Origin of the sequence: Citrobacter sp. 50677481 (genome assembly GCF_001463265.1) — a bacterium.
GTDB lineage: Bacteria > Pseudomonadota > Gammaproteobacteria > Enterobacterales > Enterobacteriaceae > Citrobacter_A > Citrobacter_A sedlakii.
Map to the genome: position 1 here is coordinate 240,324 of NZ_LNHZ01000061.1, position 24,550 is coordinate 264,873.

Genomic DNA, 24,550 nt, shown 5'->3' on the forward strand with positions numbered 1-24,550 from the left:
GCCGGTTGACGGATTCACCCTATCCGGCGCGGAATTGTCGGCCCGGACAGCGCAGCGCCGCCGGGCATCAACCGCTACTCGTCTTCCAGATACGTGTACCCGTAAAGACCGGCTTCAAACTCTTCAAGGAACTGCTGCTGCAGCGCATCGTCTAGTCCGGTCTGTTTCACCTGATCGCGGAAGTGGGTCAGCAGCGTTTTCGGATCTAATTGCACATATTGCAACATGTCCGCCACGGTATCCCCTTCGTCTGACAGCTCAACCTCGACGCTGCCATCAGGGAAGACAAACACGTCAACCGCTTCGGTGTCGCCAAACAGGTTATGCATGTTGCCAAGGATCTCCTGATACGCGCCAACCATAAAGAAGCCAAGCATTGGCGGGTTATCCGGATCGTATTCCGGCATCGGCATCGTGGTAGCGATACCGTCACCGTCGATATAGTGATCGATAGCGCCGTCAGAATCGCAGGTGATGTCCAGCAGTACCGCGCGGCGCTCCGGCACCTGATCCAGCCCTTCCAGCGGCAATACCGGGAACAACTGATCGATCCCCCACGCATCCGGCATCGACTGGAACAGGGAAAAGTTGACGTACATTTTGTCCGCCATCCGCTCCTGCAGTTCGTCAATGATCGGGCGATGCGCGCGGTTGCTCGGGTCGAGCTGTTTCTGCACTTCATGACACATGTTCAGATACAGCTGCTCGGCCCAGGCGCGTTCCTGAAGGCTAAAGGTTCCAGACGAATAACCCACATGAATATCGTGCAGGTCCATCTGGCTATCGTGCAGCCATTCACGCAGCGAACGGCGGGTGCCTGGTTCATGCATTTCCTGCCAGGTTTCCCACATGCTTTGCAGCGCGCGCGGCGCGTCGTCCGCAGGCGGCGTTGCTTCCGTGTATTCGTTACGCTCTACGCCGATGATATTGGAAACCAGCACCGTATGGTGCGCGGTAACGGCGCGACCTGACTCGGTGATCACCGTCGGGTGCGGCAGGCCGTGCTCGTCGCAGGCATCGCCAATCGCCCAAATAATATTGTTAGCGTATTCATTAAGGCCGTAGTTTACCGAGCAGTCAGACTGCGAGCGGGTGCCTTCATAGTCCACACCAAGACCGCCACCAACGTCGAAACACTGGATGTTCACGCCCAGTTTGTGCAGCTCTACGTAGAAACGCGCCGACTCACGCACACCAGTGGCGATATCGCGAATATTGGCCATTTGCGAACCGAGATGGAAGTGCAGCAGTTGAATGCTGTCGAGACGCCCGCGTTCGCGCAGAATCTCCACCAGTTGCAGCACCTGCGCCGCCGCCAGGCCGAATTTCGACTTTTCGCCGCCGGAAGACTGCCATTTACCCGAGCCTTGCGAGGCCAGACGGGCGCGCACGCCGAGGCGCGGTACGACGTTCAGACGCTCGGCCTCTTCCAGCACGATAGCGATTTCCGTCATCTTCTCGATAACCAGATAGACCTTATGGCCCATCTTTTCGCCAATCAGCGCCAGACGGATGTATTCACGGTCTTTATAACCGTTACACACGATCACGCTACGGGTCATGCCCGCGTGCGCCAGTACCGCCATCAGCTCAGCTTTTGACCCCGCCTCCAGCCCCAGCGGTTCGCCAGAGTGGATCAAGGATTCAATGACGCGACGGTGCTGGTTTACTTTGATCGGGTAAACGAGGAAATAGTCGCCGTTATAGCCATACGATTCCCGCGCGCGTTTAAACGCGGCGTTAATAGAACGCAGACGGTGTTGCAGGATCTGCGGAAAGCAGAAGAGTGCAGGCAGACGCTGCCCCTGCGCTTCGCGAGCCTTCACCAGTTTGGCGAGGTCGACGCGCGCTTGCGGAACGTCAGGATCCGGGCACACGCTGATGTGGCCCAGCTCGTTGACGTCATAGTAATTATTGCCCCACCAGGCAATATTGTAAGTACGCAGCATCTTGCTGGCTTCCTGGGAGCTCATTGCAACCTCCTGCATGGAGCGTAGTACACCCTGTTCGCCCGCTGACGAAGGCGAACCCATAGACATATCGTCAGACATAGCGAACCTCAACTCTTTGTATTAAGTGTAAAACAGTTGACTACTATCGCAGCGTAACACTGCGATAACAACCCATAAACGGCGCTAAGTTTCAGCACATCGTGCTGAAAGCGAGGCCGTGCGACCGGTTTCTTATTCATATCATTGTAAAACACGTAACCGAACTTAAGTATGACAAGGTTCGGCGAAACCACGAGAAACCTCCTGAGATTCAGGAGTGCCCTTGTTCAGAAATCACAAAGCGATCAACCGGCCCTGGAGTCCTGAGAAGCGCCGAGATGGGTATAACATCGGCAGGTATGCAAAACAGAGATGCAGAATGCGGGGGACATGCGCACACCAGAACGGTGCGTCAGATTCAGCAGTAAACAACGGTTCATTATTTCGTATCACCTCCACGGCCGCCCCGCAGGACAAGCCAAAAGCCAAAGCATTCGTTTTAACCCGGCTGGAAGTGGCGACACGATGAATCCATCGAGCGCTTTTTTGTGTGAGCCGCGCGCCGCGATTTATACCGATAAGCGATTTAAAAAGCAAAACATAAATGCGCAGATTGCCATCAGTGTTTGTAAAAATTTCCACACACGTTTACAACGCAGTGAGAGATGATTCAAAAAAAACTGGAAATCGGGTGAAGAAGTAACCTAAAATAGCCGTCCAGATGTTAATCCATCCATACTGATTAACACTCAGACTGCCAGTGTCACTAACCTGCAAGCCCTGGTGGAATCTTCTACCCTGGCTTTTCCGCACAGCAGTTTGAGCTAACCAAATTCTCCTTAGGTGAAACAAAAAATGGCTAAACACCTTTTTACGTCCGAGTCCGTATCAGAAGGGCATCCTGACAAAATCGCTGACCAAATCTCTGATGCCGTGCTGGATGCGATCCTGGAACAGGATCCGAAAGCGCGCGTCGCCTGTGAAACCTACGTCAAAACCGGTATGGTTTTAGTGGGTGGTGAAATCACCACCAGCGCATGGGTCGACATCGAAGAGATCACCCGTAACACCGTGCGCGAAATTGGCTATGTGCATTCCGACATGGGCTTTGACGCCAACTCTTGTGCGGTTCTGAGCGCCATTGGCAAACAGTCGCCAGACATCAACCAGGGTGTAGACCGTGCCGATCCGCTGGAGCAAGGCGCGGGCGACCAGGGTCTGATGTTCGGCTATGCCACCAACGAAACCGACGTGCTGATGCCTGCGCCGGTCACCTACGCGCACCGTCTGGTACAACGTCAGGCTGAAGTCCGTAAAAACGGCACCCTGCCGTGGCTGCGTCCGGATGCGAAAAGCCAGGTTACCTTCCAGTACGATGACGGTAAAATTGTCGGCATCGACGCGGTCGTGCTGTCCACCCAGCATGCTGAAGATATCGAGCAGAAAACGCTGCAGGAAGCGGTGATGGAAGAGATCATCAAGCCGATTCTGCCAACCGAATGGCTGTCTTCCGCCACCAAATTCTTCATCAACCCGACCGGTCGTTTCGTTATCGGCGGCCCGATGGGCGACTGTGGTCTGACTGGCCGTAAAATCATCGTCGATACTTACGGCGGTATGGCGCGTCACGGCGGCGGCGCATTCTCCGGTAAAGATCCATCAAAAGTTGACCGTTCCGCAGCCTACGCGGCGCGTTACGTGGCGAAAAACATCGTTGCAGCGGGTCTGGCTGACCGTTGTGAAATCCAGGTGTCTTATGCCATCGGGGTGGCTGAACCGACTTCCATCATGGTGGAAACCTTCGGTACGGAAAAAGTGCCGACTGAACAGTTAACCCTGCTGGTGCGTGAATTCTTTGATCTTCGCCCTTACGGCCTGATTCAGATGTTGGATCTGCTGCACCCGATCTACAAAGAAACCGCTGCGTATGGTCACTTTGGCCGCGAACACTTCCCGTGGGAAAAAACCGACAAAGCGCAGGTACTGCGCGACGCTGCCGGTCTGAAATAATCCCTTCTCTGCGTATCCGGCCCGCATCCTACAACGCAGGCCGGATACGCGTTGCCCTTCCGGCAAAACCTCCCTGCGTCATCTACACTTTACACGACCTCATAACGTATTCATGAAAGCGATTACATTCGCTTTTCTCCCCCTCTGCCCGCCATTTCCCTTCGCCATGACCCCGATCGCAGAGTTGTTACATTGTTTTTCAGCTTTGTCTTAAATTCAGACAAACGCTCCCGTACTAAGGTTAGCAAAAGGTTTTAATTTCAGAAAGTTAAAACATTAATGGGATAAATGATAGTGTAACCGATTACACCAACGTGATAACAATCACATATTTTTACGGTGCACTGACCTACCCTTACCATCATCAAAACTGATAACCCAATCGGAGGGCATAATGCCTGACAATAAAAAACAGGGGCGTTCAAATAAGGCGATGACATTTTTTGTCTGCTTCCTTGCAGCCCTGGCAGGATTACTTTTTGGCCTGGATATCGGCGTTATTGCCGGCGCGTTACCGTTTATTACTGATGAGTTCCAGATTTCCGCCCACACCCAGGAGTGGGTTGTCAGCTCCATGATGTTCGGTGCGGCAGTGGGCGCCGTCGGCAGCGGCTGGCTCTCCTTCAAGCTCGGGCGTAAGAAAAGCCTGATGATTGGCGCGATCCTGTTTGTTGCCGGTTCGCTGTTTTCCGCCGCTGCGCCTAACGTCGAGGTGCTGATTCTTTCCCGCGTACTGCTGGGCCTGGCCGTCGGCGTCGCCTCTTACACCGCCCCGCTGTATCTGTCTGAGATTGCGCCGGAGAAAATTCGCGGCAGTATGATTTCCATGTATCAGTTGATGATCACCATTGGTATTCTCGGCGCCTATCTCTCAGATACCGCCTTTAGCTACAGCGGCGCATGGCGCTGGATGCTGGGCATTATCATCATTCCGGCTATCCTGCTGCTGATCGGCGTTTTCTTCCTCCCCGACAGCCCGCGCTGGTTTGCCGCGAAACGCCGCTTCCACGACGCGGAACGGGTGCTGCTGCGCCTGCGTGACACCAGCGCCGAAGCGAAGCGCGAGCTGGACGAAATCCGTGAAAGTTTACAGGTAAAACAAAGCGGTTGGGCGCTGTTTAAAGAGAACAGCAACTTCCGCCGCGCGGTATTCCTCGGCGTGCTGTTACAGGTGATGCAGCAGTTCACCGGGATGAACGTCATCATGTATTACGCGCCGAAAATCTTCGAACTGGCGGGTTACACGAACACCACCGAACAGATGTGGGGTACCGTTATTGTCGGTCTGACTAACGTACTGGCCACCTTTATCGCTATCGGCCTGGTTGACCGCTGGGGCCGTAAGCCGACGTTGACGCTGGGCTTCCTGGTCATGGCGGCAGGGATGGGAATTATGGGGACGATGATGCACGTTGGCATCCACTCGCCGGCAGCCCAGTACTTCGCCATCGCCATGCTATTGATGTTTATCATCGGGTTTGCCATGAGCGCCGGTCCGCTGATCTGGGTCCTGTGTTCTGAAATTCAGCCGCTGAAAGGTCGCGATTTCGGTATCACCTGCTCTACCGCCACCAACTGGATCGCCAACATGATCGTCGGGGCAACATTCCTGACCATGCTCAACAACCTGGGCAGCGCTAACACCTTCTGGGTGTACGCCGCGCTGAACGTGCTGTTCATTCTGCTCACGCTGTGGCTGGTGCCGGAAACCAAACATGTGTCGCTGGAACACATCGAGCGTAACCTGATGAAAGGCCGCAAGCTGCGCGAAATCGGCGCGCACGACTAATCTTCCCTGCGCGTCCTCTCGTCTGAGAGGACGCCCGTTTCTCTTAACCCTTAGCTTCCCCGATAGGTCGAGTAACCGTATTGACTCAGCAGTAAGGGAACGTGGTAGTGTTCGCTGGTATTGCTGATATGAAATTCAACGGGAACTTCAGGGAAAAAACTCGCCTGCTGTTTGCTGTCGAAGTACGGTTTGGTTTTAAACGTTACGCGATAATCCCCTGGTTTTGCCGCCTGTTCAGGCCATAGCGCCTTAATTCTGCCGTCCCGATCGGTGCGGCCGCTGTTTAACTGCTGCCAGCCGTCCTGACGTTTTTGCTCAAGGATAACCTCAACATTCGCCGCAGGCTTGCCGGTTTGCTGATCGAGAATATGTACGCTCAGCAGGTTAGTGGCTGCCGCCATCGCCATGGCGGGTACAGCCATTGCGCTGAGTAACGCTACGGTCAAAATAGTTTTTTTCATGTGTCGCTCCGTATGGGGTGAGTGAGACAAATGTAGATGAACCGCCCGCTGCTAACCTGACATTCGCATTACATTTTCGTCATCTTTGGTGTTATTTTTAGCCGTGACCCGCCGCGTGTGACATAGTGAATTCCATGAAGATTTTGCTGATTGAAGATAACCAGAAAACCCGCGACTGGGTAAGCCAGGGGCTGACGGAAGCAGGCTATGTCGTCGACCAGGCCAGCGATGGCAAAATGGGACTCCGTCTCGCGCTGCATGAACCTTATAGCCTGATCGTTCTGGATATCATGCTGCCAGAACTGGACGGCTGGCAGGTGTTGAAAGCGATCAGAACCGCACAGCAAACGCCGGTCATTTGTCTTACCGCTCGCGACGCCATTGAGGACCGGGTAAAAGGGCTGGAGTCCGGCGCCAATGATTATCTGGTGAAGCCTTTTTCTTTCGCCGAACTGCTGGCGCGGGTGCGCGCGCTGTTGAGAAATCACAGTCGCGGCCAGACCCGAATAAAAATCAGCGGGCTGGAAATGGACTCCGTCAGGCAAAGCGTTTCCCGCGAAGGAAAGGCCATTGTCTTAACCCGGAAAGAGTTTCTGCTGCTCTGGCTGCTGGCGTCCAGAGCCGGAGAAATCATCCCCAGAGCGGTCATCGCCAGCGAGGTATGGGGAATCAATTTCGACAGTGAGACCAACACGGTAGACGTCGCCATCCGCCGCCTGCGGGCAAAAATCGACGATCCGTTTGAGGTGAAGCTGATCGGCACTGTCAGAGGGATGGGTTACCGCCTGTGCGCCGGAGAAAACAATGAAGCGTGAACTCTCCATGACGCTGCGCCTGACGATGTTATTTGTGCTGGTGCTGACTCTCGCCTGCGCTGGCGTCAGCTGGACGCTGTATCGCGCGCTGAGTAAAGAGCTGACCTGGCGTGATGACATCACTCTGATTAACCGCGCGGAGCAAATCCGACAACTGCTTGTTGACGGCGCGAAAGCGGAAAATCTTCCCCTTTATTTCAACCGGATGATGGACACCCGCCAGGATATTCTGCTTATCCACTCCCCCACGTCGGAAAATATTGCCGTTAATCATACCGGGGTCAATCCAGCGGTTCTGGATGCCCTTCCGGCGCAGCAAAAACCGACGCTGGCGTCCCTCGCCAAAAGGGATATTGCCGGTACGCAACTTTCAGCGGTGCGCATCATCGCGAGTAGCGACGCCCGCCCTGTCACCATTACCGTCGCCAGACTGGCCTCGGAACGCCAGGACATGCTTGAGCAGTACCGGAATAACAGCCTGGCGATCGGCATCCTCGCCATCCTGGTGTGCTCCGCACTCACCCCCTTTCTGGTCAGGCGAGGGCTAAAAGCGATAACATCGCTCAGTCAGCAGACGGCTAATATCGACAGTCGCGGGCTGAGCCAGCCGCTGGACGAAAATGCGCTCCCCGTCGAGTTGAAGCCGTTAGGCAGCGCGCTGAACGTGATGCGCCAGAAGCTCTGTGATGACTTTACGCGCCTGAATCAGTTTGCTGACGATCTGGCGCACGAGCTGCGTACCCCGGTCAATATTCTGTTGGGCCATAACCAGGTGGCGTTAAGCAAAGCACGCACGGCAGAACAATATCAACACACGCTGGCAAGCAATATTGAGGAGCTTGAGGGACTGTCGCGTCTAACGGAAAACATCCTTTTCCTCGCCAGGGCGGAGCATCATACTATTTTGCTCGCCAAAGAAGCGGTGGCTTACTCCGCGGTCATCAACAACCTTGTCGAGTTTCTTGAGTACGAAGCCGAAGAAAAGAACATCCGCTTTTTCGTATCAGGCGATGCAACGATTCAGGCGGACCGGACGTTGCTGCAAAGGGTATTAATGAACCTGCTCAGTAATGCGATCCGCTATTCGCCAGCGCAGGCGACCGTGGAGATTGAGGCCAGTGGCAACCCTGACCAAACGGTTATCGAGATCCGTAATCCAGGCATCGTCGCCCTGAACGCCGATAAGCTGTTTCATCGCTTCTGGCGAGGAGACAATGCCCGTCAGTCTGCGGGTTATGGGCTGGGATTATCGCTGGTTAAAGCCATTATGACTCTGCATTCCGCCACAGTGAGCTACCGCTTTCGCGACGGAAAACATATTTTCGCCCTGCACTTTCCTGCCTGACAGGTAAGCGCTGGTTGCAGTCGCCTTTTTTAGCCATTATTCTCTGCCGTTATGAAAACAGCCCGTCTCCCCATCGCCGTCCAGCAGGCCGTTATGCGCAGCCTGCGGGAAAATCTCGCCAGGGCAAACCTGAAACTGGCGCGCAGCTATCCTGAACCTAAGCTGGTTTATCAGCAGCGTGGCACCTCCGCCGGCACCGCCTGGCTGGAAAGCTACGAAATTCGCCTGAACCCGGTCTTGCTGATGGAGAACACCGACGCATTTATCAGCGAGGTGGTTCCCCACGAGCTGGCGCATTTGCTGGTCTGGAAGCACTTTGGCCGCGTGGCGCCGCACGGTAAAGAGTGGAAATGGATGATGGAAAGCGTACTTGGCGTGCCTGCACGGCGCACCCATGAGTTTGCGCTCCAGTCAGTGCGCCGCAATACCTATCCTTATCGCTGTCAGTGTCAGGAACATCAATTGACCGTCCGCCGCCATAATCGCGTGGTACGCGGTGAGGCAACCTACCGCTGCGTTCACTGCGGCGAACCCTTAGTGCCACTGAAATAATCAGAACTATCAGGAACTTTCCTGATCTGACTGATTGCATCCCAAATCATCTTTCGCTACGTTGCGGGCTCGTTTTGACACGGAGTGTGTGATGTACCGTCATTTGAGTGTTACCGCTGCGCTGCTGGCAACGGTATTTTCAGGCCCGGCCCTTGCTGCCGGAATCAACAGCTTTTCACAAGCCAAAGCCGCTGGCGTCAAGATCTACGCCGACGTACCTGGCGACTTCTACTGCGGATGTAAAATCAACTGGCAGGGGAAAAAAGGGGTCGTTGATCTCGCATCCTGCGGCTATAAAGTGCGTAAAAATGAAAACCGCGCCAGCCGAATTGAATGGGAACACGTGGTTCCGGCATGGCAGTTTGGCCACCAGCGTCAGTGCTGGCAGGACGGTGGGCGTAAAAACTGCGCCAAAGACCCGGTCTATCGCAAAATGGAAAGCGACATGCATAACCTGCAGCCCGCCGTTGGCGAGGTCAACGGCGATCGCGGCAACTTTATGTACAGCCAATGGAACGGCGGCGACGGTCAATACGGGCAGTGTGCAATGAAGGTCGACTTTAAAGCGAAGGCCGCCGAGCCGCCCGCCCGCGCTCGCGGCGCCATCGCCCGGACGTACTTTTACATGCGCGACCAGTACGATCTGACCCTATCCCGCCAGCAAACCCAACTTTTCAACGCGTGGAATAAGATGTATCCGGTCAGCGACTGGGAGTGCGAGCGCGACGAACGTATCGCGAAGGTGCAAGGCAACCACAACCCGTATGTGCAACGCGCTTGCCAGGCGCAAAAGAGCTAACCTACACTAGCGGGATTCATATTAAACCTCCCCGCGCCAACGGGCGTGGGGCAAGACGCGGACTGTTAACCATGCGTATTCCCCGCATTTATCACCCTGAACCCATTACCGCTAACACACAGTTTTCATTGTGCGAAGATGCCGCGAATCATATCGGGCGCGTACTGCGGATGGGGCCGGGTCAGGCGCTGCAGCTGTTTGACGGCAGCAATCAGGTTTTTGACGCCGAAATTACCCATGCCAGTAAAAAGAGCGTGGAGGTAAAGGTTCTGCGCGGAGAAACAGACGATCGCGAATCGCCGTTACATATTCACCTTGGACAGGTGATGTCGCGCGGTGAAAAAATGGAATTCACCATCCAGAAATCGATTGAGCTTGGTGTAAGCCTCATTACGCCACTTTTTTCTGAGCGCTGCGGCGTTAAACTGGATAATGAACGTCTGAACAAGAAGCTGCAGCAGTGGCAGAAAATCGCCATCGCCGCCTGCGAACAGTGTGGCCGCAACCGGGTGCCGGAAATCCGCCCGGCGATGGACCTGGAAGCCTGGTGCGCGGAACAGGAAGAAGGGTTAAAACTGAACCTTCATCCCCGCGCCAGCAACAGTATTAATACGCTGCCGCTGCCGGTTGAACGCGTTCGTCTGCTGATTGGCCCGGAAGGCGGGCTGTCGGCAGATGAAATCGCCATGACCGCACGCTACCAGTTTACTGATATTCTGTTAGGACCTCGCGTTCTGCGTACTGAGACAACTGCGCTCACCGCCATCACCGCGCTGCAGGTGCGTTTTGGCGATCTGGGCTAACGGAGAAGAATAATGATCAAGCTCGGCATCGTGATGGACCCCATCGCAAGCATCAACATCAAGAAAGACTCCAGCTTCGCTATGCTGCTGGAAGCGCAACGTCGTGGTTACGAACTTCATTATATGGAGATGGCCGATCTTTATTTGATCAATGGTGAAGCCCGCGCGCATACGCGCACGCTGAGCGTCGAGCAGAACTACGACAAATGGTATGACTTTACCGGCGAGCAGGATCTGGCGCTGGCGGATCTCGACGTGATTCTGATGCGTAAAGATCCGCCGTTTGATACCGAATTTATTTACGCCACCTACATTCTGGAGCGCGCCGAAGAGAAAGGTACGCTGATCGTGAACAAACCGCAGAGTCTGCGCGACTGTAATGAAAAACTGTTCACCGCCTGGTTCTCTGACCTGACGCCGGAAACGCTGGTCACCCGCAACAAAGCACAGTTGAAAGCCTTCTGGCAAAAACACAGCGACATTATTCTTAAGCCGCTTGACGGCATGGGCGGCGCGTCCATTTTCCGGGTGAAAGAGGGAGATCCGAACCTCGGAGTGATTGCCGAGACCCTGACCGAGCATGGCACCCGTTACTGCATGGCGCAGAACTATCTGCCGGCGATTGTCGATGGCGATAAGCGCGTGCTGGTGGTGGATGGCGAGCCGGTGCCGTACTGCCTGGCGCGTATCCCGCAGGGCGGCGAAACCCGTGGCAACCTCGCCGCGGGCGGTCGTGGCGAACCGCGTCCATTAACCGACAGCGACTGGGAAATCGCGCGCCGCATTGGGCCAACGCTGAAAGCTAAAGGGCTGATTTTTGTCGGTCTGGACATCATTGGCGATCGCCTGACCGAGATTAACGTCACCAGCCCGACCTGTATTCGCGAGATTGAAGCGGAGTTCCCCGTCTCCATTACCGGCATGCTGATGGACGCCATCGAAGCGCGCCTTGCCAGGTAAAATCTGTCGCCGGACGCGACGCCTGGTCGTCGTGTCCGGCTGACATTTTGCGTCCCTGTTCGCCAGATAAAGCGAAGCCCCATCCGGCAACGCGTTTCTAAGAGTGACAATTTAACGCTTTCCACACATACTGACCCCTGTTGATTTTTTAAACCAGGACACAGAACCTCTGACAATGAATTTACAGCATCACTTTCTTATTGCCATGCCTGCTCTCCAGGATCCGATTTTCCGCCGCTCTGTGGTCTATATTTGCGAACATAATGAAGATGGCGCAATGGGGATTATTGTTAACAAACCGCTGGAAAACTTGCAGATTGAAGGAATTCTGGAAAAGCTGAAAATCACCCCGGAACCGCGCGATCCGGCTATTCGCCTGGATAAAGCGGTGATGCTCGGCGGCCCGCTGGCGGAAGATCGCGGGTTTATCCTGCACACCCCTCCGTCGCGTTTTTCATCAAGCATTCGCATTTCCGATAACACGGTCATTACCACTTCCCGTGACGTACTGGAAACCTTAGGCACCCGCGAACAACCCTCTGAAGTGCTGGTCGCGCTGGGCTACGCGTCGTGGGATAAAGGCCAACTGGAGCAAGAGTTGCTGGATAACGCCTGGCTGACCGCACCCGCCGATCTCAATATTCTGTTCAAAACGCCGATAGCCGACCGCTGGCGCGACGCTGCCAGACTGATTGGCATCGACATTCAGACCATGCCCGGCGTGGCGGGGCATGCCTGATGAGCGGAACGTTACTGGCCTTTGATTTTGGCACCAAAAGTATCGGCGTGGCGATTGGTCAACGCGTCACCGGCACCGCCCGCCCGCTTCCGGCGATTAAAGCGCAGGACGGCACGCCGGACTGGCTACTCGTCGAACGCCTGCTCAAAGAGTGGCAGCCGGATGAAATCATCGTTGGCTTGCCGCTAAACATGGACGGCACCGAGCAACCGCTCACTGCCCGCGCGCGCAAATTTGCTAACCGCATCCATGGTCGATTTGGCGTGACGGTAACGCTGCATGACGAACGCCTGAGCACCGTTGAAGCACGGTCTGGCCTGTTTGAGCAAGGCGGCTATCGCGCGCTCAACAAAGGTAAGATTGACTCCGCTTCTGCAGTCATCATTCTCGAAAGCTATTTCGAGCAGGGTTATTGAGGCGCCCTCCGCGTTGACACGCCGCTTAGCTGGCTACACTCGCCCCTGCGCCTGACGCTGCTGCCAACTCTGGGCAAAAGTCATCATTCCTGCCTGCTGTCCGGTCTGAATGACATGGGGTAGTTGGTGCGTTTTGCCCTCACGAATTAAATTTCCCGTCGCTGGGGTGTTGATCAGCAATTCAAACAGCGCAACGCGCCCTTCCTGCTTATCGGGCTCCAGCTTTTGCGACAAAACGGCGCGCAGACTGCCCGCCAGTTGGCTGCGCACCGGCTCTTTTTCCTGCGCCGGAAAGGTATCCAGCAGCCGCTCGACGGCCTGCGCCGCGCCGCGGGTATGTAGCGTCGCCAATACCAGATGCCCGGTTTCCGCCGCCGTCAGCGCCAGGCGGATGGTCTCGCTGTCCCGCAGTTCCCCGAGCAGAATAACGTCTGGGTCTTCCCGCAGCGCCGCGCGTAATCCCGCGGCAAACGATGAGCAATGCATACCGATCTCACGCTGTTGAATCAGGCAGCGTTGGCTGGCGTAAATGTACTCAATGGGATCTTCCAGCGTCAGAATATGTCCGTCGGTATGGCGGTTGAGCCAGTCCACCATTGCCGCCAGGGTGGTGGATTTACCGCTGCCCGTCGCTCCGGTCACCAGTATCAGTCCGTTCTCGCTGGCAAGCAGTTCAGGCAGTGCCGCAGGCGTCGCCAGCGCTTCCAGGGTGGCGCAACGGGAGGGCAACAAGCGCAGCGCCAGCGATATCCCCCGCTGTTGACGAAAGGCGCTGGCCCGCAAGCGTTGGTTACCCGTAAGCGTGACGGCGAAATCAAGCTGCCCTTCCTGCTGAAACACCGCCAGCTGTCGCGCATCAAGCCATTGCGCCAACAGGCTGTCCATATCCGGTATAGGGAATGGCGCCGCCTCAAGCCGTCCTCGCTTGCGCCATCGCGCCGGCCACGCATTGCTTAGGTGTAGATCCGAGACATTATGCTTTACACTAAGGGCCACAATTTCTTCCATATTCATAGATGCATCCTCGGAAAATGAACGATATCGCGCATAACCTGGCACAGGTCCGGGACAAAATCTCAGCCGCCGCATCGCGTTGCGGTCGCGCTTCAGAAGAAGTTACGTTGCTTGCAGTCAGTAAAACCAAACCTGCGAGCGCCATCGAAGAAGCCATCGCTGCCGGACAGCGTGCATTTGGCGAAAATTACGTGCAGGAAGGAGTGGAGAAAATCCGCCATTTTCAGGCGCAAGGCGTTGAAGGCCTGCAATGGCACTTTATCGGCCCGCTACAGTCCAATAAAAGCCGTCTGGTGGCAGAGCATTTTGACTGGTGCCATACCATTGACCGTCTGCGCATCGCCGCGCGTCTGAGCGAGCAACGTCCGGCTGAACTTCCTCCACTTAACGTGCTGATTCAAATCAATATTAGTGATGAGAACAGCAAGTCCGGGATTTCACTGGAGGCCCTGGATGCGCTTGCTGCGGAGGTCGCTGAATTACCCCATCTTCGCCTGCGTGGTCTGATGGCGATTCCGGCGCCAGAGTCAGATTATGTAAGGCAGTTTGAAGTCGCACGCCAAATGGCTGTAGCATTTGCCGGGCTGCAAGCGCGCTATCCTGACGTCGACACGCTGTCACTGGGCATGTCGGACGATATGGATGCCGCTATCGCCGCCGGTAGTACGATGGTCCGTATCGGCACCGCCATCTTTGGCGCCCGGGATTACACAAAAAATTAAGGAAAACTGAGGAACGCGATGAATACGTTGACCTTCCTGCTCTCAACGGTAATTGAGCTGTACACCATGGTGCTGTTGTTGCGCGTGTGGATGCAGTGGGCTCGCTGCGATTTTTACAACCCTTTCTCCCAGTTCGTGGTGAAAGTCACGCAGCCGATTATTGGCCCCTTGCGCCGCATCATTCCACCGATGGGCCCCATCGACAGCGCCTCTTTGCTGGTGGCGTTTATCCTCAGCTTTATCAAAGCGATCGTGCTGTTTAAGGTGGTGACCTTCCTGCCGATTATCTGGATTGCCGCGCTGCTGATCGTGCTGAAGACTATCGGTCTGCTGATTTTCTGGGTGCTGCTGGTGATGGCGATTATGAGTTGGGTCAGCCAGGGCCGCAGCCCGATCGAATTCGTGCTGATGCAGTTGGCCGACCCGCTGCTGCGCCCGATACGCCGCATTTTGCCCGGTATGGGCGGTATTGATTTCTCCCCGATGATCCTTGTTCTGTTGCTGTATGTGATCAACATGGGGATTGGCGAGCTGTTACAGGCCACCGGAAACATGCTGCTGCCGGGGCTGTGGATGGCGCTATGAGTGCCGTAACGCGCTGCGAAGACGGTCTGGTTTTACGGTTGTATATTCAGCCGAAAGCCAGCCGTGACAGCATTGTTGGTTTACACGGCGACGAACTGAAAGTCGCCATTACCGCTCCGCCGGTAGACGGCCAGGCGAACAGCCATCTGGTGAAGTTTCTCGGCAAGCAGTTCCGCGTGGCCAAAAGCCAGGTCATTATTGAAAAAGGCGAACTTGGCCGCCATAAACAGGTTAAAATTCTTCATCCGCAACAGATCCCGCCCGAAGTCTCGGCGTTAACAGATTAGGTATCCTATGCAAAAAGTTGTCCTCGCTACCGGCAATGCCGGTAAAGTGCGTGAGCTTGCATCGCTGCTGAGCGATTTCGGGCTTGAAGTCGTGGCGCAAACGGCACTCGGCGTCGATTCCGCCGAAGAGACCGGCCTGACTTTCATTGAAAATGCGATCCTGAAAGCGCGCCATGCGGCTCAGGTTACCGGTTTACCGGCGATTGCCGACGACTCCGGTCTGGCGGTTGACGCGCTGGGCGGCGCGCCGGGGATCTACTCCGCGCGCTACGCCGGTGAGGACGCCACTGACCAGCAGAATCTGGAAAAGCTGTTGCACACCATGCAGGACATTCCGGACGGTAAACGCCAGGCGCGTTTCCACTGTGTGCTGGTTTATCTGCGCCACGCGGACGATCCGACCCCACTGGTCTGCCACGGCAGTTGGCCGGGCGTTATCACACGCGAAGCGGCAGGCAACGGCGGTTTTGGCTACGACCCCATCTTCTTTGTCCCTTCGGAAGGCAAAACCGCGGCTGAACTGACCCGCGAAGAAAAAATCGCGATTTCCCACCGTGGACAGGCGCTGAAGCTGTTACTGGAAGCCTTGCGTAATGGTTAAGCTACCGCCGCTGAGTCTTTATATTCACATTCCGTGGTGCGTGCAGAAATGCCCGTACTGCGACTTTAATTCGCATGCGTTAAAGGGCGAAGTGCCGCACGACGATTACGTTCAGCACCTGCTGAGCGATCTGGATGCGGACGTCGCATACGCACAGGGGCGTGAAGTAAAAACCCTTTTCATTGGCGGCGGTACGCCGAGTTTGCTTTCCGGCCCGGCGATGCAAACGCTGCTCGATGGCGTGCGAGCGCGCCTGAATCTGGCCGCCGATGCGGAAATAACCATGGAAGCGAACCCCGGAACGGTAGAGGCCGATCGCTTCGTCGACTATCAACGCGCTGGCGTTAACCGTATCTCCATCGGCGTACAGAGCTTTAGTGAGCCGAAGCTGAAACGGCTTGGGCGTATTCACGGCCCGGAAGAAGCGCTACGTGCGGCGAATCTGGCCTGCGGGCTGGGTCTGCGCAGTTTTAACCTTGATCTGATGCACGGCCTGCCGGACCAGACGCTGGAAGAGGCGCTTGGCGATCTGAAACAGGCGATTGCGCTTAATCCACCGCATCTTTCCTGGTATCAGCTGACCATTGAACCGAACACGCTGTTTGGCTCACGCCCACCGGTACTGCCGGATGACGATGCGCTGTGGGATATTTTCGAACAAGGACACCAGTTGCTGACTGCCGCCGGTTATCAGCAATACGAAACCTCTGCCTATGCCAGACCGGGCTATCAGTGCCAGCACAACCTGAACTACTGGCGCTTTGGCGACTATCTGGGGATTGGCTGCGGCGCACACGGCAAAGTCACCTTCCCGGACGGCAGGATCTTGCGCACCACGAAAACCCGTCATCCGCGCGGCTATATGCAAGGACGGTATCTGGAAAGCCAGCGTGATGTGGCGCAAGCGGACAAACCGTTCGAATTCTTTATGAACCGCTTCCGTTTGCTGGAAGCCGCGCCCCGTCGCGAATTCAGCGAATACACCGGCCTGAGCGAAACGACGATTCGCCGACAAATCGACGACGCGAAAGCGCAGGGTTATCTGACCGAAAGCGAAGAATACTGGCAGATCAGCCAGCACGGTAAACTGTTTCTCAACTCTCTCCTCGAACTATTTCTTGCCGAATAAATAGCGCGCGCCTTTTTAAAGGCGCCCATTCCCCCGACCAATAAATTCGATAAAACCGAACGGTAAGCGCGGTATTTCCACATAATATTCTTCTTCATTATTTTTATTGAAATATAAAATCCCTGTACTGCGAAAAATATATCCAACATGGCGCACAAAACAGATACAAACTCCTTTCGGCTGACGCATTAGTGATTAAGATGGCGCACAGATGTACGACAACTATGTCAATCTATCATACAGAAATTAAATTACTGACAGCAGATATAAACCACTATCTTCCCTCTGGAGCATGGAGCCTACCTTATGAAGATCAGATCGTTTTCTCGTTCATTATTATGCGCTTCCCTTCTTGCACTGTTGAGCGCCGGCGCCAGCGCGGCGGAAAAAGTGACGCTAAAACTGGCGCACAATCTCGAGCGTAGCCATGTCGTCCATCAGGCGTTTGAAGAGCTGGCAAAAGAGGTGAAACAACTTTCTGACGGTAAAATGACGGTGCGTATTTACCCCAGCAGCCAAATGGGCAATGCCCGCGAAACAATGGAACTGCTACAAAATGGCGCGCTGGATATGACAAAAGGTTCCGCCAGCGATCTGGAATCTTTTGATAACGTCTACGCAATTTATAATTTGCCTTTCTTATTTAAAGATCAGAATCATTTCAATAAAGTGGTATTTGGCGAAGTCGGTAAAGAAATTATGGATTCCACTAAAGACAAAGGATTCTTTGCCCTTTCCGCCTATGTTGCCGGTACGCGTAGCTTTTACGCCAAAAAACCCATTACCCGGCCTGAAGACCTGAAAGGTTTAAAAATCCGCGTTCAGGCCAGCCCGACGACCATTAAAATGATCGAGCTGATGGGCGGTTCGCCCACGCCCATCTCCTTTGGAGAAGTTTATACCGCCATGCAACAAGGAGTGGTAGATGGCGCGGAGAACAACGTGCCTTCCTGGGTACAGACGCGTCACATTGAAATCGCCAAAGTGTTTTCTGAGGATGAGCATGCCTCCATTCCTGATTTTCTGGTGATCTCAACGAAAACCTGGGACAAGCTCACGCCTGAACAGCAGCAGATCCTGAGTACCGCAGCGAAAAACTCTGAAACTCACCAGCAAAAACTGTGGGACAAGATCGACGCCGATACCCGCGCGCAAGCGAAAGCCATGGGCGGCGAAATCATAAAAGTCGAGAAAGCCCCGTTCCGCGCAGCGGTACAGCCCCTGTTTGATGACTTCAAGAAAGATTCCAGGCAAGCCGCGCTGCTGGAAAAATTTGAAAACGCCGCGCAATAACCACTCTTCCGGGCCAGCCGCTGGCCCGGCACACCGGGATTTTAATGATGATATTTAACCGCCTAAAACTTGCGGTAGACCGCGTCATTGCCGCATTTTCCGTCATCGTCATGATTGCGCTGGTGATCTGCGTGGTCTGGCAGGTTTTTAGCCGCTATGTGCTCAACCAGCCCAGCACGTTAACCGATGAACTGGCGCGCTTTTTAATGATTTGGGTTGGCCTGTTGGGCGCGGCCTATACGGTCGGCGCACAGCGCCACCTGTCAATTGACCTGCTGGCGATGTCGCTCGACAAACGCAAGCAGGCCCTGCTTAGCCTGCTGATCAACGTGATGATTTTCGGCTTCGCCGGATCCGTCATCGTTACCGGTGGCCTGAAGCTGATCGAGAAAACGCTGGCGACAGCGCAGGTGTCTGCGGCGATGCAGATCCCGATGGGCTACGTGTACTTTATCCTGCCGCTGTGCGGCGTGGTGATGATGTTCTATGCCCTGTGCTTTATTTATCAAAGCATTCAACAACTGAAAAACGGTACGCAGGGAGTCGTCTGATGGACAGTTATATCGCTCTCACCCTCTTTGGCTGCTTCTTTATTCTGGTCTTTATTGGCGTTCCGATTTCCTTTTCCATCGGCATTGCCACCGTCGCCTCGATGCTGTTGATGTTCCCGTGGGATATCGCCGTTATCACTGTTTCACAGCGACTGGCAAACGGCCTGGATAACTTTGCGCTGCTGGCCATTCCCTTCTTTATTTTCGCCGGTACGCTGATGAACAGCGGTGGCATCGCCATCCGCCTGATCAATCTGGCGCAGGTGATGGTGGGCCGGGTACCGGGATCGCTTGGCCATGTCAACGTACTGGCCAACATGATGTTTGGCTCCATTTCGGGTTCGGCGGTAGCCGCCGCCGCCGCAGTGGGCGGTACGCTTAACCCGATCCAGACAAAACAAGGTTACGATCCCACGTTTTCCACCGCGGTGAACGTCTCCTCCTGTATCACCGGACTGTTGATCCCACCTTCCAATGTGCTGATCGTCTTTTCACTTACCGCAGGCGGCGTTTCGGTGGCCTCGTTGTTTATGGCGGGTTATTTGCCGGGCATTCTGATGGGACTGGCGATTATGGTGGTCTGCGCGATCATCGCCAAACGCCGCCATTATCCGCTTTCAGAACGCCCAACCTGCGCTCAGGCCTTCAGGGCATTGATTGACGCTCTGCCCAGCCTGCTGCTGGTGATTATCGTTATGGGCGGCATTCTCGGCGGGATTTTTACCGCGACGGAAGCCTCTGCCATTGCGGTGGTGTATACCTTTATCCTGTCGGTGCTGATTTATCGTGAAGTGAAATGGCGTGACCTGCCGAAGCTGATTCTGGAGTCAGTGGTGACGACCTCGATCGTCCTGCTCCTGATTGGCTTCTCGGTCGGGATGTCATGGGCGATGACCAACGCGGACATTCCGTACATGATCAGCGACACGCTGATGGGCATTTCGGACAATCCGATCATCATTCTGCTGTTAATCAATATCGTGTTGCTGATCGTCGGTATCTTTATGGATATGACGCCCGCCGTACTGATCTTCACGCCCATCTTCCTGCCTATCGCGCAGGAGCTGGGAATGGATCCGGTTCATTTCGGTATTATGATGGTTTCCAACCTCTGTATCGGGTTGCTTACGCCACCGGTGGGAAGCGCGCTGTTTGTCGGCTGTTCCATTTCCGGCGTGAAGATTCAGCAGCTGATTCGGCCACTGCTGCCGTTTTACGCCGCGCTGCTGATCGCGCTGATGATGATCGTCTACATCCCGCAAATTTCGCTGTTCGTGCCGCAACTGCTGGGTTTAATGTAAACACGAAAAGCCGGGTGAGGCAGGACCTTCACCCGGCAAGCGCCTGATGGCGCTACGCTTCTCTGGGCTTCAACGACACGTAGCCGCCCTGCGCTATTAGTACTGATTAAACATCGTCTGGATTTGCTTCGGATCTTTAGTCTGGGTTAACGCCAGTTGCAGCAGCACGCGCGCTTTCTGCGGGTTCAGCGTACCGGAAGCCACAAAACCGTACTTCGCGTCGTCGATTTCTGCATCCTGAGTGGTAGAACCGGTCGGAACGCGAGAAGAACGCACCACTACCGTACCTTTATGCGCCGCCGTCGCCAGGGTATCGAAAACCGTTTTATACAGGTTGCCGTTACCCACGCCTGCGCTCACAATCCCTTCATAACCGGCATCCACCAGCGCTTTAGCCGGCAGGTCAGAAGCGTTGGCGTAGTTATACACAATGCCTACTTTCGGCAGTTCGCTCAGCTTAGAGACGTCGAATGGGGTAGATGTCGTGTGCTTACGCGCCGGGGTGCGCTGATAGTCAATTTTACCGTTGTGAATGTAGCCCAGCGGCCCGTAGTTAACGGACTTAAAGGTGGCGACATCGGTGGTGTTAGTCTTGGTCACGTCACGCCCGTCAAGCACAGTATCGTTCATCACCACCAGCACGCCGCGGTTAGCGGAGGCTTTGTCTGCCGCCGTTACGACCGCATTATAAAGGTTGAACGGACCGTCGGCGCTCATCGACGTGGATGGACGCATCGCCCCCACCAGCACCACCGGCTTGTTGCATTTCACGGTAAGATCGAGGAAATAGGCCGTTTCTTCCATGGTGTCGGTACCGTGGGTGATCACGAAACCATCGGTGCTGTCGCATTCGTTATTGATTTTCTTCGCCAGGGTTAACCAGACCTCGTCGTTCATATCCTGCGAGCCGATATTCACCACCTGTTCGCCTTTGACGTTCGCGATCTCCTTCAACTGAGGTACCGCGTTCACCAGGTTTTCCACACCGACTTTGCCCGCTGTGTAGTTAGATTTGGTGGCGGAATCACCGCCGCCAGCAATGGTGCCACCGGTCGCTAAAATAGTGACGTTCGGTAAGGCCAGCGCCGCGCCGCTAAAGCCCATCACCAGTGCGGCAAGTGCCGTTTTCCTGAAAAACTCCATGTTATTTCTCCAGTTACGTGAATTTGCCGCATTATCCCAATGCCACAGATGAATAATGTGATTTCATCCAATTAACCAGATAAATATATTTTTCAGATTGTTAAATTTAGAGGTGGCTATCAAAACGAAGCGGAAAGGGAAGATAAAACGGCACAGAGACGATCTGTGCCATTGTTTTTTAAGAAAGAATTATTTCAGGCTGCTGACCAGCGCCTTGCGGTTGTCTTCCAGGGTGACCACACGGCTACAAACATCTTTGCCGAACTGCTGGAAGTCTTTTTCCTGATTCTTCCATTCATTCTGGATGGCGGTTTGCAAACCACCGAGGCTGCCGAGTACGCCCTGGAGCGGATTACCGCCGCCTTTGAGTACGGCTTTCGCCCCCATCTCGTTAATGCTGTCCTGCAAAATGCCGCCCATCGCCTGGTTCACCAGTTGCTGGCCGTCGGCGCGCACTTGATCGATCGCTTTATAGTGGAACGTCAGACCGTCGGTACGGTGCTCAATGATCCGGTTCATTTGCTCTTTAAGCTGAGCATCAAGTTTGGTCAGGCGACCGCGCATGTTGCTGCTCTCGCCGACTTCTTTAGCAATAATGTTGTCCAGCGCGACGCGGCCTTTTTCCACGCGTGAGCGGGCGCCTTCATCAATCCACGGCAGGGTGCTGCGCAGCGCCGCCTGATAATCTTTCGCCTGTTCGCGTTGCGCCGCGCTCAGGGAGTATTGCTTGCCGTTGTACATCACATTGCCGTCCGGCGTGATGACCAGATTGCCGTTTTCGCCCTTCACCTGCACAGTTTGCGGGCTAAGAATCACATCGTCACGCGGCGTGACGCTGCACTGGTAATCTGCATGGGCGGACATCGCAGTAACAGAAAGCGCTGCCGCCAGCAGCATTTTGCGCATCATAACTTTCCCTCAAGACAAATCGGGCCGGCATTTGCCGACCCTTTGCTTTATTAGTCCCACCAAACGTCAAAAAGTTCGCTGGTGCGCACTTCTTCAAGTTTGTGATCTTCTAACCATTTACGCACGATGGTCTGGTGCTCTTCCGTGCATTTGCCGATTTCCTGCATGCAGATCAGACCTTCCCAGGCCAGATAACCGCTGCCGTCAAAGGCCAGTTTATTCGGTTCGATCACGTCGTTGATAAAGTCATCAACGGTTTTATCAATCTGATCTTCAGAAGTGCCTTCCGGGAAACGCCATGCAACCGAAAACCCTAATTCCTGGAATTCGTCGATGTGCATTTTTTTACGCAGACGACGGCTACGGTTCTTTGCCATTATTTCACCCTCTCGAACATTAAGTCCCATACGCCGTGACCAAGACGATGGCCACGTTGTTCAAATTTGGTTACCGGGCGCGAGGCCGGGCGCGGTACGTAATCGTGACTCTCCGACAGGTTTTTATAGCCGTCAATTGAAGACATCACTTCCAGCATATGTTCCGCATAGGCTTCCCAGTCGGTCGCCATGTGGAACACGCCGCCCAGCTTCAGCTTGCTTTTCACCAGTTCAGCAAACGGCACCTGAACGATACGGCGTTTATTATGACGTGCTTTATGCCACGGGTCAGGGAAAAAGAGTTGAACCATCGATAAAGAATTGTCAGGAATCATTTTGTGCAGTACTTCAACGGCGTCGTGACACATCACGCGCAGGTTTTCGACGCCTTCTTCATGGGCGGAAGCCAGACACGCCCCCACGCCCGGCGAATGCACTTCAATACCGAGGAAGTTTTGCTCCGGGCGCGCTTTCGCCATCGCCACCAGCGAAGCCCCCATGCCGAAACCAATCTCAAGCGTCACCGGCGCTTCGCGGCCAAACAGCGTCGCGAATTCCACGGGATCTTCGCTAAACTCAACGCCCATCACCGGCCAGTAGTTTTCCAGCGCGTGTTCCTGCCCTTTGGTCAGTCGCCCCTGGCGACGCACAAAACTGCGAATCCGGCGCAGCGGGCGGCCGTTTTCATCAAATTCCGGTGAAATGACGTCGTTTTTCATAAAAGTTAAGTCTGCTTGTGATTGAGTTCTGAAAACGGGCATTATCCAAAGTTAGTTGCCGGATGCAAGTAAAGGAAGATGACACGCTGCGGAAAGTTCCGGTTTACACCCTGTTGCCGCTGTGCTGCAATCTGGCCCCCGACAATAATGATTTTGGTGACCATGCAAGCGTCTCAATTTTCAGCCCAGGTTCTGGACTGGTACGACAAATACGGGCGAAAAACCCTGCCCTGGCAAATTGACAAGACGCCTTACAAAGTATGGCTCTCGGAAGTGATGTTGCAACAAACGCAGGTTGCGACGGTTATTCCCTATTTTGAACGGTTTATGCGTCATTTCCCGACGGTGACCGATCTCGCTAACGCGCCGCTGGACGAAGTGTTGCATCTGTGGACCGGACTGGGCTACTACGCCCGCGCGCGCAACCTGCACAAAGCCGCTCAGCAGGTCGCCACGCTGCACCACGGCGTCTTTCCGGAAACGTTTGATGAGGTTGCGGCGCTGCCCGGCGTTGGCCGTTCCACCGCCGGAGCGGTACTTTCTCTGTCACTGGATAAACCTTTTCCGATTCTCGACGGCAACGTCAAACGCGTGCTGGCACGCTGCTATGCTGTTAGCGGCTGGCCGGGGAAAAAAGAGGTCGAGAAAAAACTGTGGGATCTGAGCGAAGACGTGACGCCGGTCAACGGCGTGGCCCGTTTTAACCAGGCGATGATGGATTTAGGCGCGATGGTCTGCACACGCTCAAAACCGAAATGTATGATTTGTCCGCTACAGCACGGTTGCGTGGCGGCGGCCACCGACAGTTGGTCACGTTATCCCGGGAAAAAACCGAAACAAACGCTGCCCGAGCGTACCGGCTATTTTTTACTGATGCAGCATCAAGATGAAGTCTTACTCACCCAGCGTCCACCCAGCGGACTGTGGGGTGGGCTGTACTGCTTCCCGCAGTTTGCCAACGAAACAGAATTACGCGAGTGGCTGGCGCAACGGCAGGTTAACGCGGATACTTTGACCCAGCTTAACGCGTTTCGCCATACCTTCAGCCATTTCCACTTAGATATTGTGCCTATGTGGCTGAGCGTGTCCTCAACGGGTTCCTGCATGGATGAAGGCAGCGCGCTCTGGTATAACTTAGCGCAACCGCCGTCCGTTGGTCTGGCGGCTCCCGTGGAGCGTTTATTACAGCAGTTACGCACCGGCGCGCCGGTTTGACGCATCGGTCGATAAAGAGGATTT

General features: G+C 54.8%; 28 protein-coding genes. 19 read left to right on the forward strand and 9 right to left on the reverse strand.

The window, feature by feature from the left end; all coding sequences use genetic code 11:
* Positions 1–74 precede the first annotated feature (74 nt).
* The 3 genes from speA to APU02_RS27090 form a co-directional block, all read right to left on the reverse strand.
* On the reverse strand, positions 75–2,051 hold the full coding sequence (gene speA / locus APU02_RS17610) for a biosynthetic arginine decarboxylase (protein ID WP_042290374.1): 1,977 nt from the start codon (positions 2,049–2,051) through the stop codon (positions 75–77).
* Between the two features lie 8 nt (positions 2,052–2,059).
* The gene (yqgB, locus tag APU02_RS26290; RefSeq protein WP_042290464.1) at positions 2,060–2,191 is read right to left on the reverse strand and encodes an acid stress response protein YqgB; all 132 of its coding nucleotides are present in this window, start codon (positions 2,189–2,191) and stop codon (positions 2,060–2,062) included.
* 105 nt (positions 2,192–2,296) lie between these two features.
* Complete coding sequence (locus tag APU02_RS27090; protein WP_269468262.1) at positions 2,297–2,431, reverse strand: hypothetical protein; 135 nt, start codon at positions 2,429–2,431, stop codon at positions 2,297–2,299.
* Positions 2,432–2,846: 415 nt separating this feature from the next.
* Between APU02_RS27090 and metK the strand changes: the two genes are divergently transcribed.
* On the forward strand, positions 2,847–4,001 hold the full coding sequence (metK, locus tag APU02_RS17625; protein WP_042290376.1) for a methionine adenosyltransferase: 1,155 nt from the start codon (positions 2,847–2,849) through the stop codon (positions 3,999–4,001).
* Positions 4,002–4,374: 373 nt separating this feature from the next.
* The gene (gene galP / locus APU02_RS17630) at positions 4,375–5,790 is read left to right on the forward strand and encodes a galactose/proton symporter (RefSeq protein ID WP_256380057.1); all 1,416 of its coding nucleotides are present in this window, start codon (positions 4,375–4,377) and stop codon (positions 5,788–5,790) included.
* Positions 5,791–5,840: 50 nt separating this feature from the next.
* Here galP and hiuH read toward each other — a convergent pair whose 3' ends face one another.
* Positions 5,841–6,251 carry a hydroxyisourate hydrolase gene (gene hiuH / locus APU02_RS17635; protein WP_060570790.1) on the reverse strand — a complete coding sequence of 137 codons (411 nt, stop codon included), beginning with the start codon at positions 6,249–6,251 and terminating at the stop codon, positions 5,841–5,843.
* A 134-nt stretch (positions 6,252–6,385) separates the two neighbouring features.
* Between hiuH and hprR the strand changes: the two genes are divergently transcribed.
* From hprR to ruvX, 8 genes are all read left to right on the forward strand, one after another.
* Complete coding sequence (gene hprR / locus APU02_RS17640; protein ID WP_042290384.1) at positions 6,386–7,066, forward strand: response regulator transcription factor HprR; 681 nt, start codon at positions 6,386–6,388, stop codon at positions 7,064–7,066.
* Positions 7,056–8,411, forward strand: coding sequence for a heavy metal sensor histidine kinase (locus tag APU02_RS17645; protein WP_060570791.1), 1,356 nt, complete (start codon positions 7,056–7,058; stop codon positions 8,409–8,411). The genes hprR and APU02_RS17645 overlap by 11 nt, the downstream gene beginning before the upstream one ends.
* Before the next feature lie 51 nt (positions 8,412–8,462).
* On the forward strand, positions 8,463–8,963 hold the full coding sequence (locus APU02_RS17650) for a SprT family zinc-dependent metalloprotease (protein WP_042290390.1): 501 nt from the start codon (positions 8,463–8,465) through the stop codon (positions 8,961–8,963).
* Positions 8,964–9,054: 91 nt separating this feature from the next.
* Complete coding sequence (endA, locus tag APU02_RS17655; RefSeq protein WP_042290392.1) at positions 9,055–9,762, forward strand: deoxyribonuclease I; 708 nt, start codon at positions 9,055–9,057, stop codon at positions 9,760–9,762.
* Between the two features lie 71 nt (positions 9,763–9,833).
* Positions 9,834–10,565 (forward strand): 16S rRNA (uracil(1498)-N(3))-methyltransferase, encoded by a 732-nt coding sequence (gene rsmE / locus APU02_RS17660; protein WP_060570792.1) that lies wholly within the window; start codon positions 9,834–9,836, stop codon positions 10,563–10,565.
* A gap of 12 nt (positions 10,566–10,577) precedes the next feature.
* Positions 10,578–11,525: a glutathione synthase gene (gene gshB / locus APU02_RS17665; RefSeq protein ID WP_042290397.1), complete on the forward strand. Its 948-nt coding sequence runs from the start codon at positions 10,578–10,580 to the stop codon at positions 11,523–11,525.
* A gap of 175 nt (positions 11,526–11,700) precedes the next feature.
* Positions 11,701–12,264, forward strand: a complete 564-nt coding sequence (locus APU02_RS17670) for a YqgE/AlgH family protein (RefSeq protein WP_042290400.1) — start codon at positions 11,701–11,703, stop codon at positions 12,262–12,264.
* Positions 12,264–12,680 (forward strand): Holliday junction resolvase RuvX, encoded by a 417-nt coding sequence (ruvX, locus tag APU02_RS17675; RefSeq protein WP_042290401.1) that lies wholly within the window; start codon positions 12,264–12,266, stop codon positions 12,678–12,680. Before APU02_RS17670 ends, ruvX begins: the two co-directional genes overlap by 1 nt.
* A gap of 33 nt (positions 12,681–12,713) precedes the next feature.
* On the opposite strand, the gene APU02_RS17680 is transcribed toward ruvX, so the two are convergent.
* Entirely contained in the window at positions 12,714–13,694 is a 981-nt protein-coding gene (locus tag APU02_RS17680; protein WP_060570793.1) for a type IV pilus twitching motility protein PilT, read from the reverse strand.
* 17 nt (positions 13,695–13,711) lie between these two features.
* Here APU02_RS17680 and APU02_RS17685 point away from each other — a divergent pair, with 17 nt between their 5' ends.
* The 8 genes from APU02_RS17685 to APU02_RS17720 all read left to right on the forward strand — a co-directional run bounded on the left by APU02_RS17685 (position 13,712) and on the right by APU02_RS17720 (position 20,163).
* Positions 13,712–14,416 carry a YggS family pyridoxal phosphate-dependent enzyme gene (locus tag APU02_RS17685; protein ID WP_060570948.1) on the forward strand — a complete coding sequence of 235 codons (705 nt, stop codon included), beginning with the start codon at positions 13,712–13,714 and terminating at the stop codon, positions 14,414–14,416.
* Positions 14,417–14,434: 18 nt separating this feature from the next.
* On the forward strand, positions 14,435–15,001 hold the full coding sequence (locus APU02_RS17690; protein ID WP_042290404.1) for a YggT family protein: 567 nt from the start codon (positions 14,435–14,437) through the stop codon (positions 14,999–15,001).
* On the forward strand, positions 14,998–15,288 hold the full coding sequence (gene yggU / locus APU02_RS17695; RefSeq protein WP_042290406.1) for a DUF167 family protein YggU: 291 nt from the start codon (positions 14,998–15,000) through the stop codon (positions 15,286–15,288). Before APU02_RS17690 ends, yggU begins: the two co-directional genes overlap by 4 nt.
* Positions 15,289–15,295: 7 nt before the next feature.
* Complete coding sequence (locus APU02_RS17700; RefSeq protein WP_060570794.1) at positions 15,296–15,889, forward strand: XTP/dITP diphosphatase; 594 nt, start codon at positions 15,296–15,298, stop codon at positions 15,887–15,889.
* Positions 15,882–17,018, forward strand: a complete 1,137-nt coding sequence (hemW, locus tag APU02_RS17705) for a radical SAM family heme chaperone HemW (RefSeq protein ID WP_060570795.1) — start codon at positions 15,882–15,884, stop codon at positions 17,016–17,018. Before APU02_RS17700 ends, hemW begins: the two co-directional genes overlap by 8 nt.
* A gap of 306 nt (positions 17,019–17,324) precedes the next feature.
* Positions 17,325–18,311, forward strand: a complete 987-nt coding sequence (locus tag APU02_RS17710) for a TRAP transporter substrate-binding protein (protein ID WP_060570796.1) — start codon at positions 17,325–17,327, stop codon at positions 18,309–18,311.
* A 47-nt stretch (positions 18,312–18,358) separates the two neighbouring features.
* Positions 18,359–18,862, forward strand: coding sequence for a TRAP transporter small permease (locus tag APU02_RS17715; RefSeq protein WP_060570949.1), 504 nt, complete (start codon positions 18,359–18,361; stop codon positions 18,860–18,862).
* Positions 18,862–20,163, forward strand: a complete 1,302-nt coding sequence (locus APU02_RS17720; protein WP_042290417.1) for a TRAP transporter large permease subunit — start codon at positions 18,862–18,864, stop codon at positions 20,161–20,163. The genes APU02_RS17715 and APU02_RS17720 overlap by 1 nt, the downstream gene beginning before the upstream one ends.
* Before the next feature lie 96 nt (positions 20,164–20,259).
* Here the strand turns inward: APU02_RS17720 and ansB are convergent, their stop codons facing one another.
* The 4 genes from ansB to trmB all read right to left on the reverse strand — a co-directional run bounded on the left by ansB (position 20,260) and on the right by trmB (position 23,311).
* The gene (gene ansB / locus APU02_RS17725) at positions 20,260–21,306 is read right to left on the reverse strand and encodes an L-asparaginase 2 (RefSeq protein WP_042290419.1); all 1,047 of its coding nucleotides are present in this window, start codon (positions 21,304–21,306) and stop codon (positions 20,260–20,262) included.
* 189 nt (positions 21,307–21,495) lie between these two features.
* Positions 21,496–22,215 carry a DUF2884 domain-containing protein gene (locus tag APU02_RS17730; protein ID WP_042290421.1) on the reverse strand — a complete coding sequence of 240 codons (720 nt, stop codon included), beginning with the start codon at positions 22,213–22,215 and terminating at the stop codon, positions 21,496–21,498.
* Positions 22,216–22,265: 50 nt separating this feature from the next.
* Positions 22,266–22,592, reverse strand: a complete 327-nt coding sequence (locus tag APU02_RS17735; RefSeq protein ID WP_042290424.1) for a YggL family protein — start codon at positions 22,590–22,592, stop codon at positions 22,266–22,268.
* A complete protein-coding gene (gene trmB / locus APU02_RS17740) occupies positions 22,592–23,311 on the reverse strand; it encodes a tRNA (guanosine(46)-N7)-methyltransferase TrmB (protein ID WP_042290426.1) in 720 nt (239 codons plus the stop codon). Before trmB ends, APU02_RS17735 begins: the two co-directional genes overlap by 1 nt.
* Before the next feature lie 162 nt (positions 23,312–23,473).
* Here trmB and mutY point away from each other — a divergent pair, with 162 nt between their 5' ends.
* Positions 23,474–24,526: an A/G-specific adenine glycosylase gene (gene mutY, locus APU02_RS17745; protein WP_060570950.1), complete on the forward strand. Its 1,053-nt coding sequence runs from the start codon at positions 23,474–23,476 to the stop codon at positions 24,524–24,526.
* The last annotated feature ends 24 nt before the right edge of the window (positions 24,527–24,550 follow it).

Bases quoted from the DNA above. Each gene is read 5' to 3' on its own strand.
- speA (WP_042290374.1), bottom strand. From the start codon at position 2,051: ATGTCTGACGATATGTCTATGGGTTCGCCTTCGTCAGCGGGCGAACAG.
- yqgB (WP_042290464.1), bottom strand. From the start codon at position 2,191: ATGAATAAGAAACCGGTCGCACGGCCTCGCTTTCAGCACGATGTGCTG.
- APU02_RS27090 (WP_269468262.1), bottom strand. From the start codon at position 2,431: ATGAACCGTTGTTTACTGCTGAATCTGACGCACCGTTCTGGTGTGCGC.
- metK (WP_042290376.1), top strand. From the start codon at position 2,847: ATGGCTAAACACCTTTTTACGTCCGAGTCCGTATCAGAAGGGCATCCT.
- hiuH (WP_060570790.1), bottom strand. From the start codon at position 6,251: ATGAAAAAAACTATTTTGACCGTAGCGTTACTCAGCGCAATGGCTGTA.
- hprR (WP_042290384.1), top strand. From the start codon at position 6,386: ATGAAGATTTTGCTGATTGAAGATAACCAGAAAACCCGCGACTGGGTA.
- APU02_RS17645 (WP_060570791.1), top strand. From the start codon at position 7,056: ATGAAGCGTGAACTCTCCATGACGCTGCGCCTGACGATGTTATTTGTG.
- APU02_RS17650 (WP_042290390.1), top strand. From the start codon at position 8,463: ATGAAAACAGCCCGTCTCCCCATCGCCGTCCAGCAGGCCGTTATGCGC.
- endA (WP_042290392.1), top strand. From the start codon at position 9,055: ATGTACCGTCATTTGAGTGTTACCGCTGCGCTGCTGGCAACGGTATTT.
- rsmE (WP_060570792.1), top strand. From the start codon at position 9,834: ATGCGTATTCCCCGCATTTATCACCCTGAACCCATTACCGCTAACACA.
- gshB (WP_042290397.1), top strand. From the start codon at position 10,578: ATGATCAAGCTCGGCATCGTGATGGACCCCATCGCAAGCATCAACATC.
- APU02_RS17670 (WP_042290400.1), top strand. From the start codon at position 11,701: ATGAATTTACAGCATCACTTTCTTATTGCCATGCCTGCTCTCCAGGAT.
- ruvX (WP_042290401.1), top strand. From the start codon at position 12,264: ATGAGCGGAACGTTACTGGCCTTTGATTTTGGCACCAAAAGTATCGGC.
- APU02_RS17680 (WP_060570793.1), bottom strand. From the start codon at position 13,694: ATGAATATGGAAGAAATTGTGGCCCTTAGTGTAAAGCATAATGTCTCG.
- APU02_RS17685 (WP_060570948.1), top strand. From the start codon at position 13,712: ATGAACGATATCGCGCATAACCTGGCACAGGTCCGGGACAAAATCTCA.
- APU02_RS17690 (WP_042290404.1), top strand. From the start codon at position 14,435: ATGAATACGTTGACCTTCCTGCTCTCAACGGTAATTGAGCTGTACACC.
- yggU (WP_042290406.1), top strand. From the start codon at position 14,998: ATGAGTGCCGTAACGCGCTGCGAAGACGGTCTGGTTTTACGGTTGTAT.
- APU02_RS17700 (WP_060570794.1), top strand. From the start codon at position 15,296: ATGCAAAAAGTTGTCCTCGCTACCGGCAATGCCGGTAAAGTGCGTGAG.
- hemW (WP_060570795.1), top strand. From the start codon at position 15,882: ATGGTTAAGCTACCGCCGCTGAGTCTTTATATTCACATTCCGTGGTGC.
- APU02_RS17710 (WP_060570796.1), top strand. From the start codon at position 17,325: ATGAAGATCAGATCGTTTTCTCGTTCATTATTATGCGCTTCCCTTCTT.
- APU02_RS17715 (WP_060570949.1), top strand. From the start codon at position 18,359: ATGATATTTAACCGCCTAAAACTTGCGGTAGACCGCGTCATTGCCGCA.
- APU02_RS17720 (WP_042290417.1), top strand. From the start codon at position 18,862: ATGGACAGTTATATCGCTCTCACCCTCTTTGGCTGCTTCTTTATTCTG.
- ansB (WP_042290419.1), bottom strand. From the start codon at position 21,306: ATGGAGTTTTTCAGGAAAACGGCACTTGCCGCACTGGTGATGGGCTTT.
- APU02_RS17730 (WP_042290421.1), bottom strand. From the start codon at position 22,215: ATGATGCGCAAAATGCTGCTGGCGGCAGCGCTTTCTGTTACTGCGATG.
- APU02_RS17735 (WP_042290424.1), bottom strand. From the start codon at position 22,592: ATGGCAAAGAACCGTAGCCGTCGTCTGCGTAAAAAAATGCACATCGAC.
- trmB (WP_042290426.1), bottom strand. From the start codon at position 23,311: ATGAAAAACGACGTCATTTCACCGGAATTTGATGAAAACGGCCGCCCG.
- mutY (WP_060570950.1), top strand. From the start codon at position 23,474: ATGCAAGCGTCTCAATTTTCAGCCCAGGTTCTGGACTGGTACGACAAA.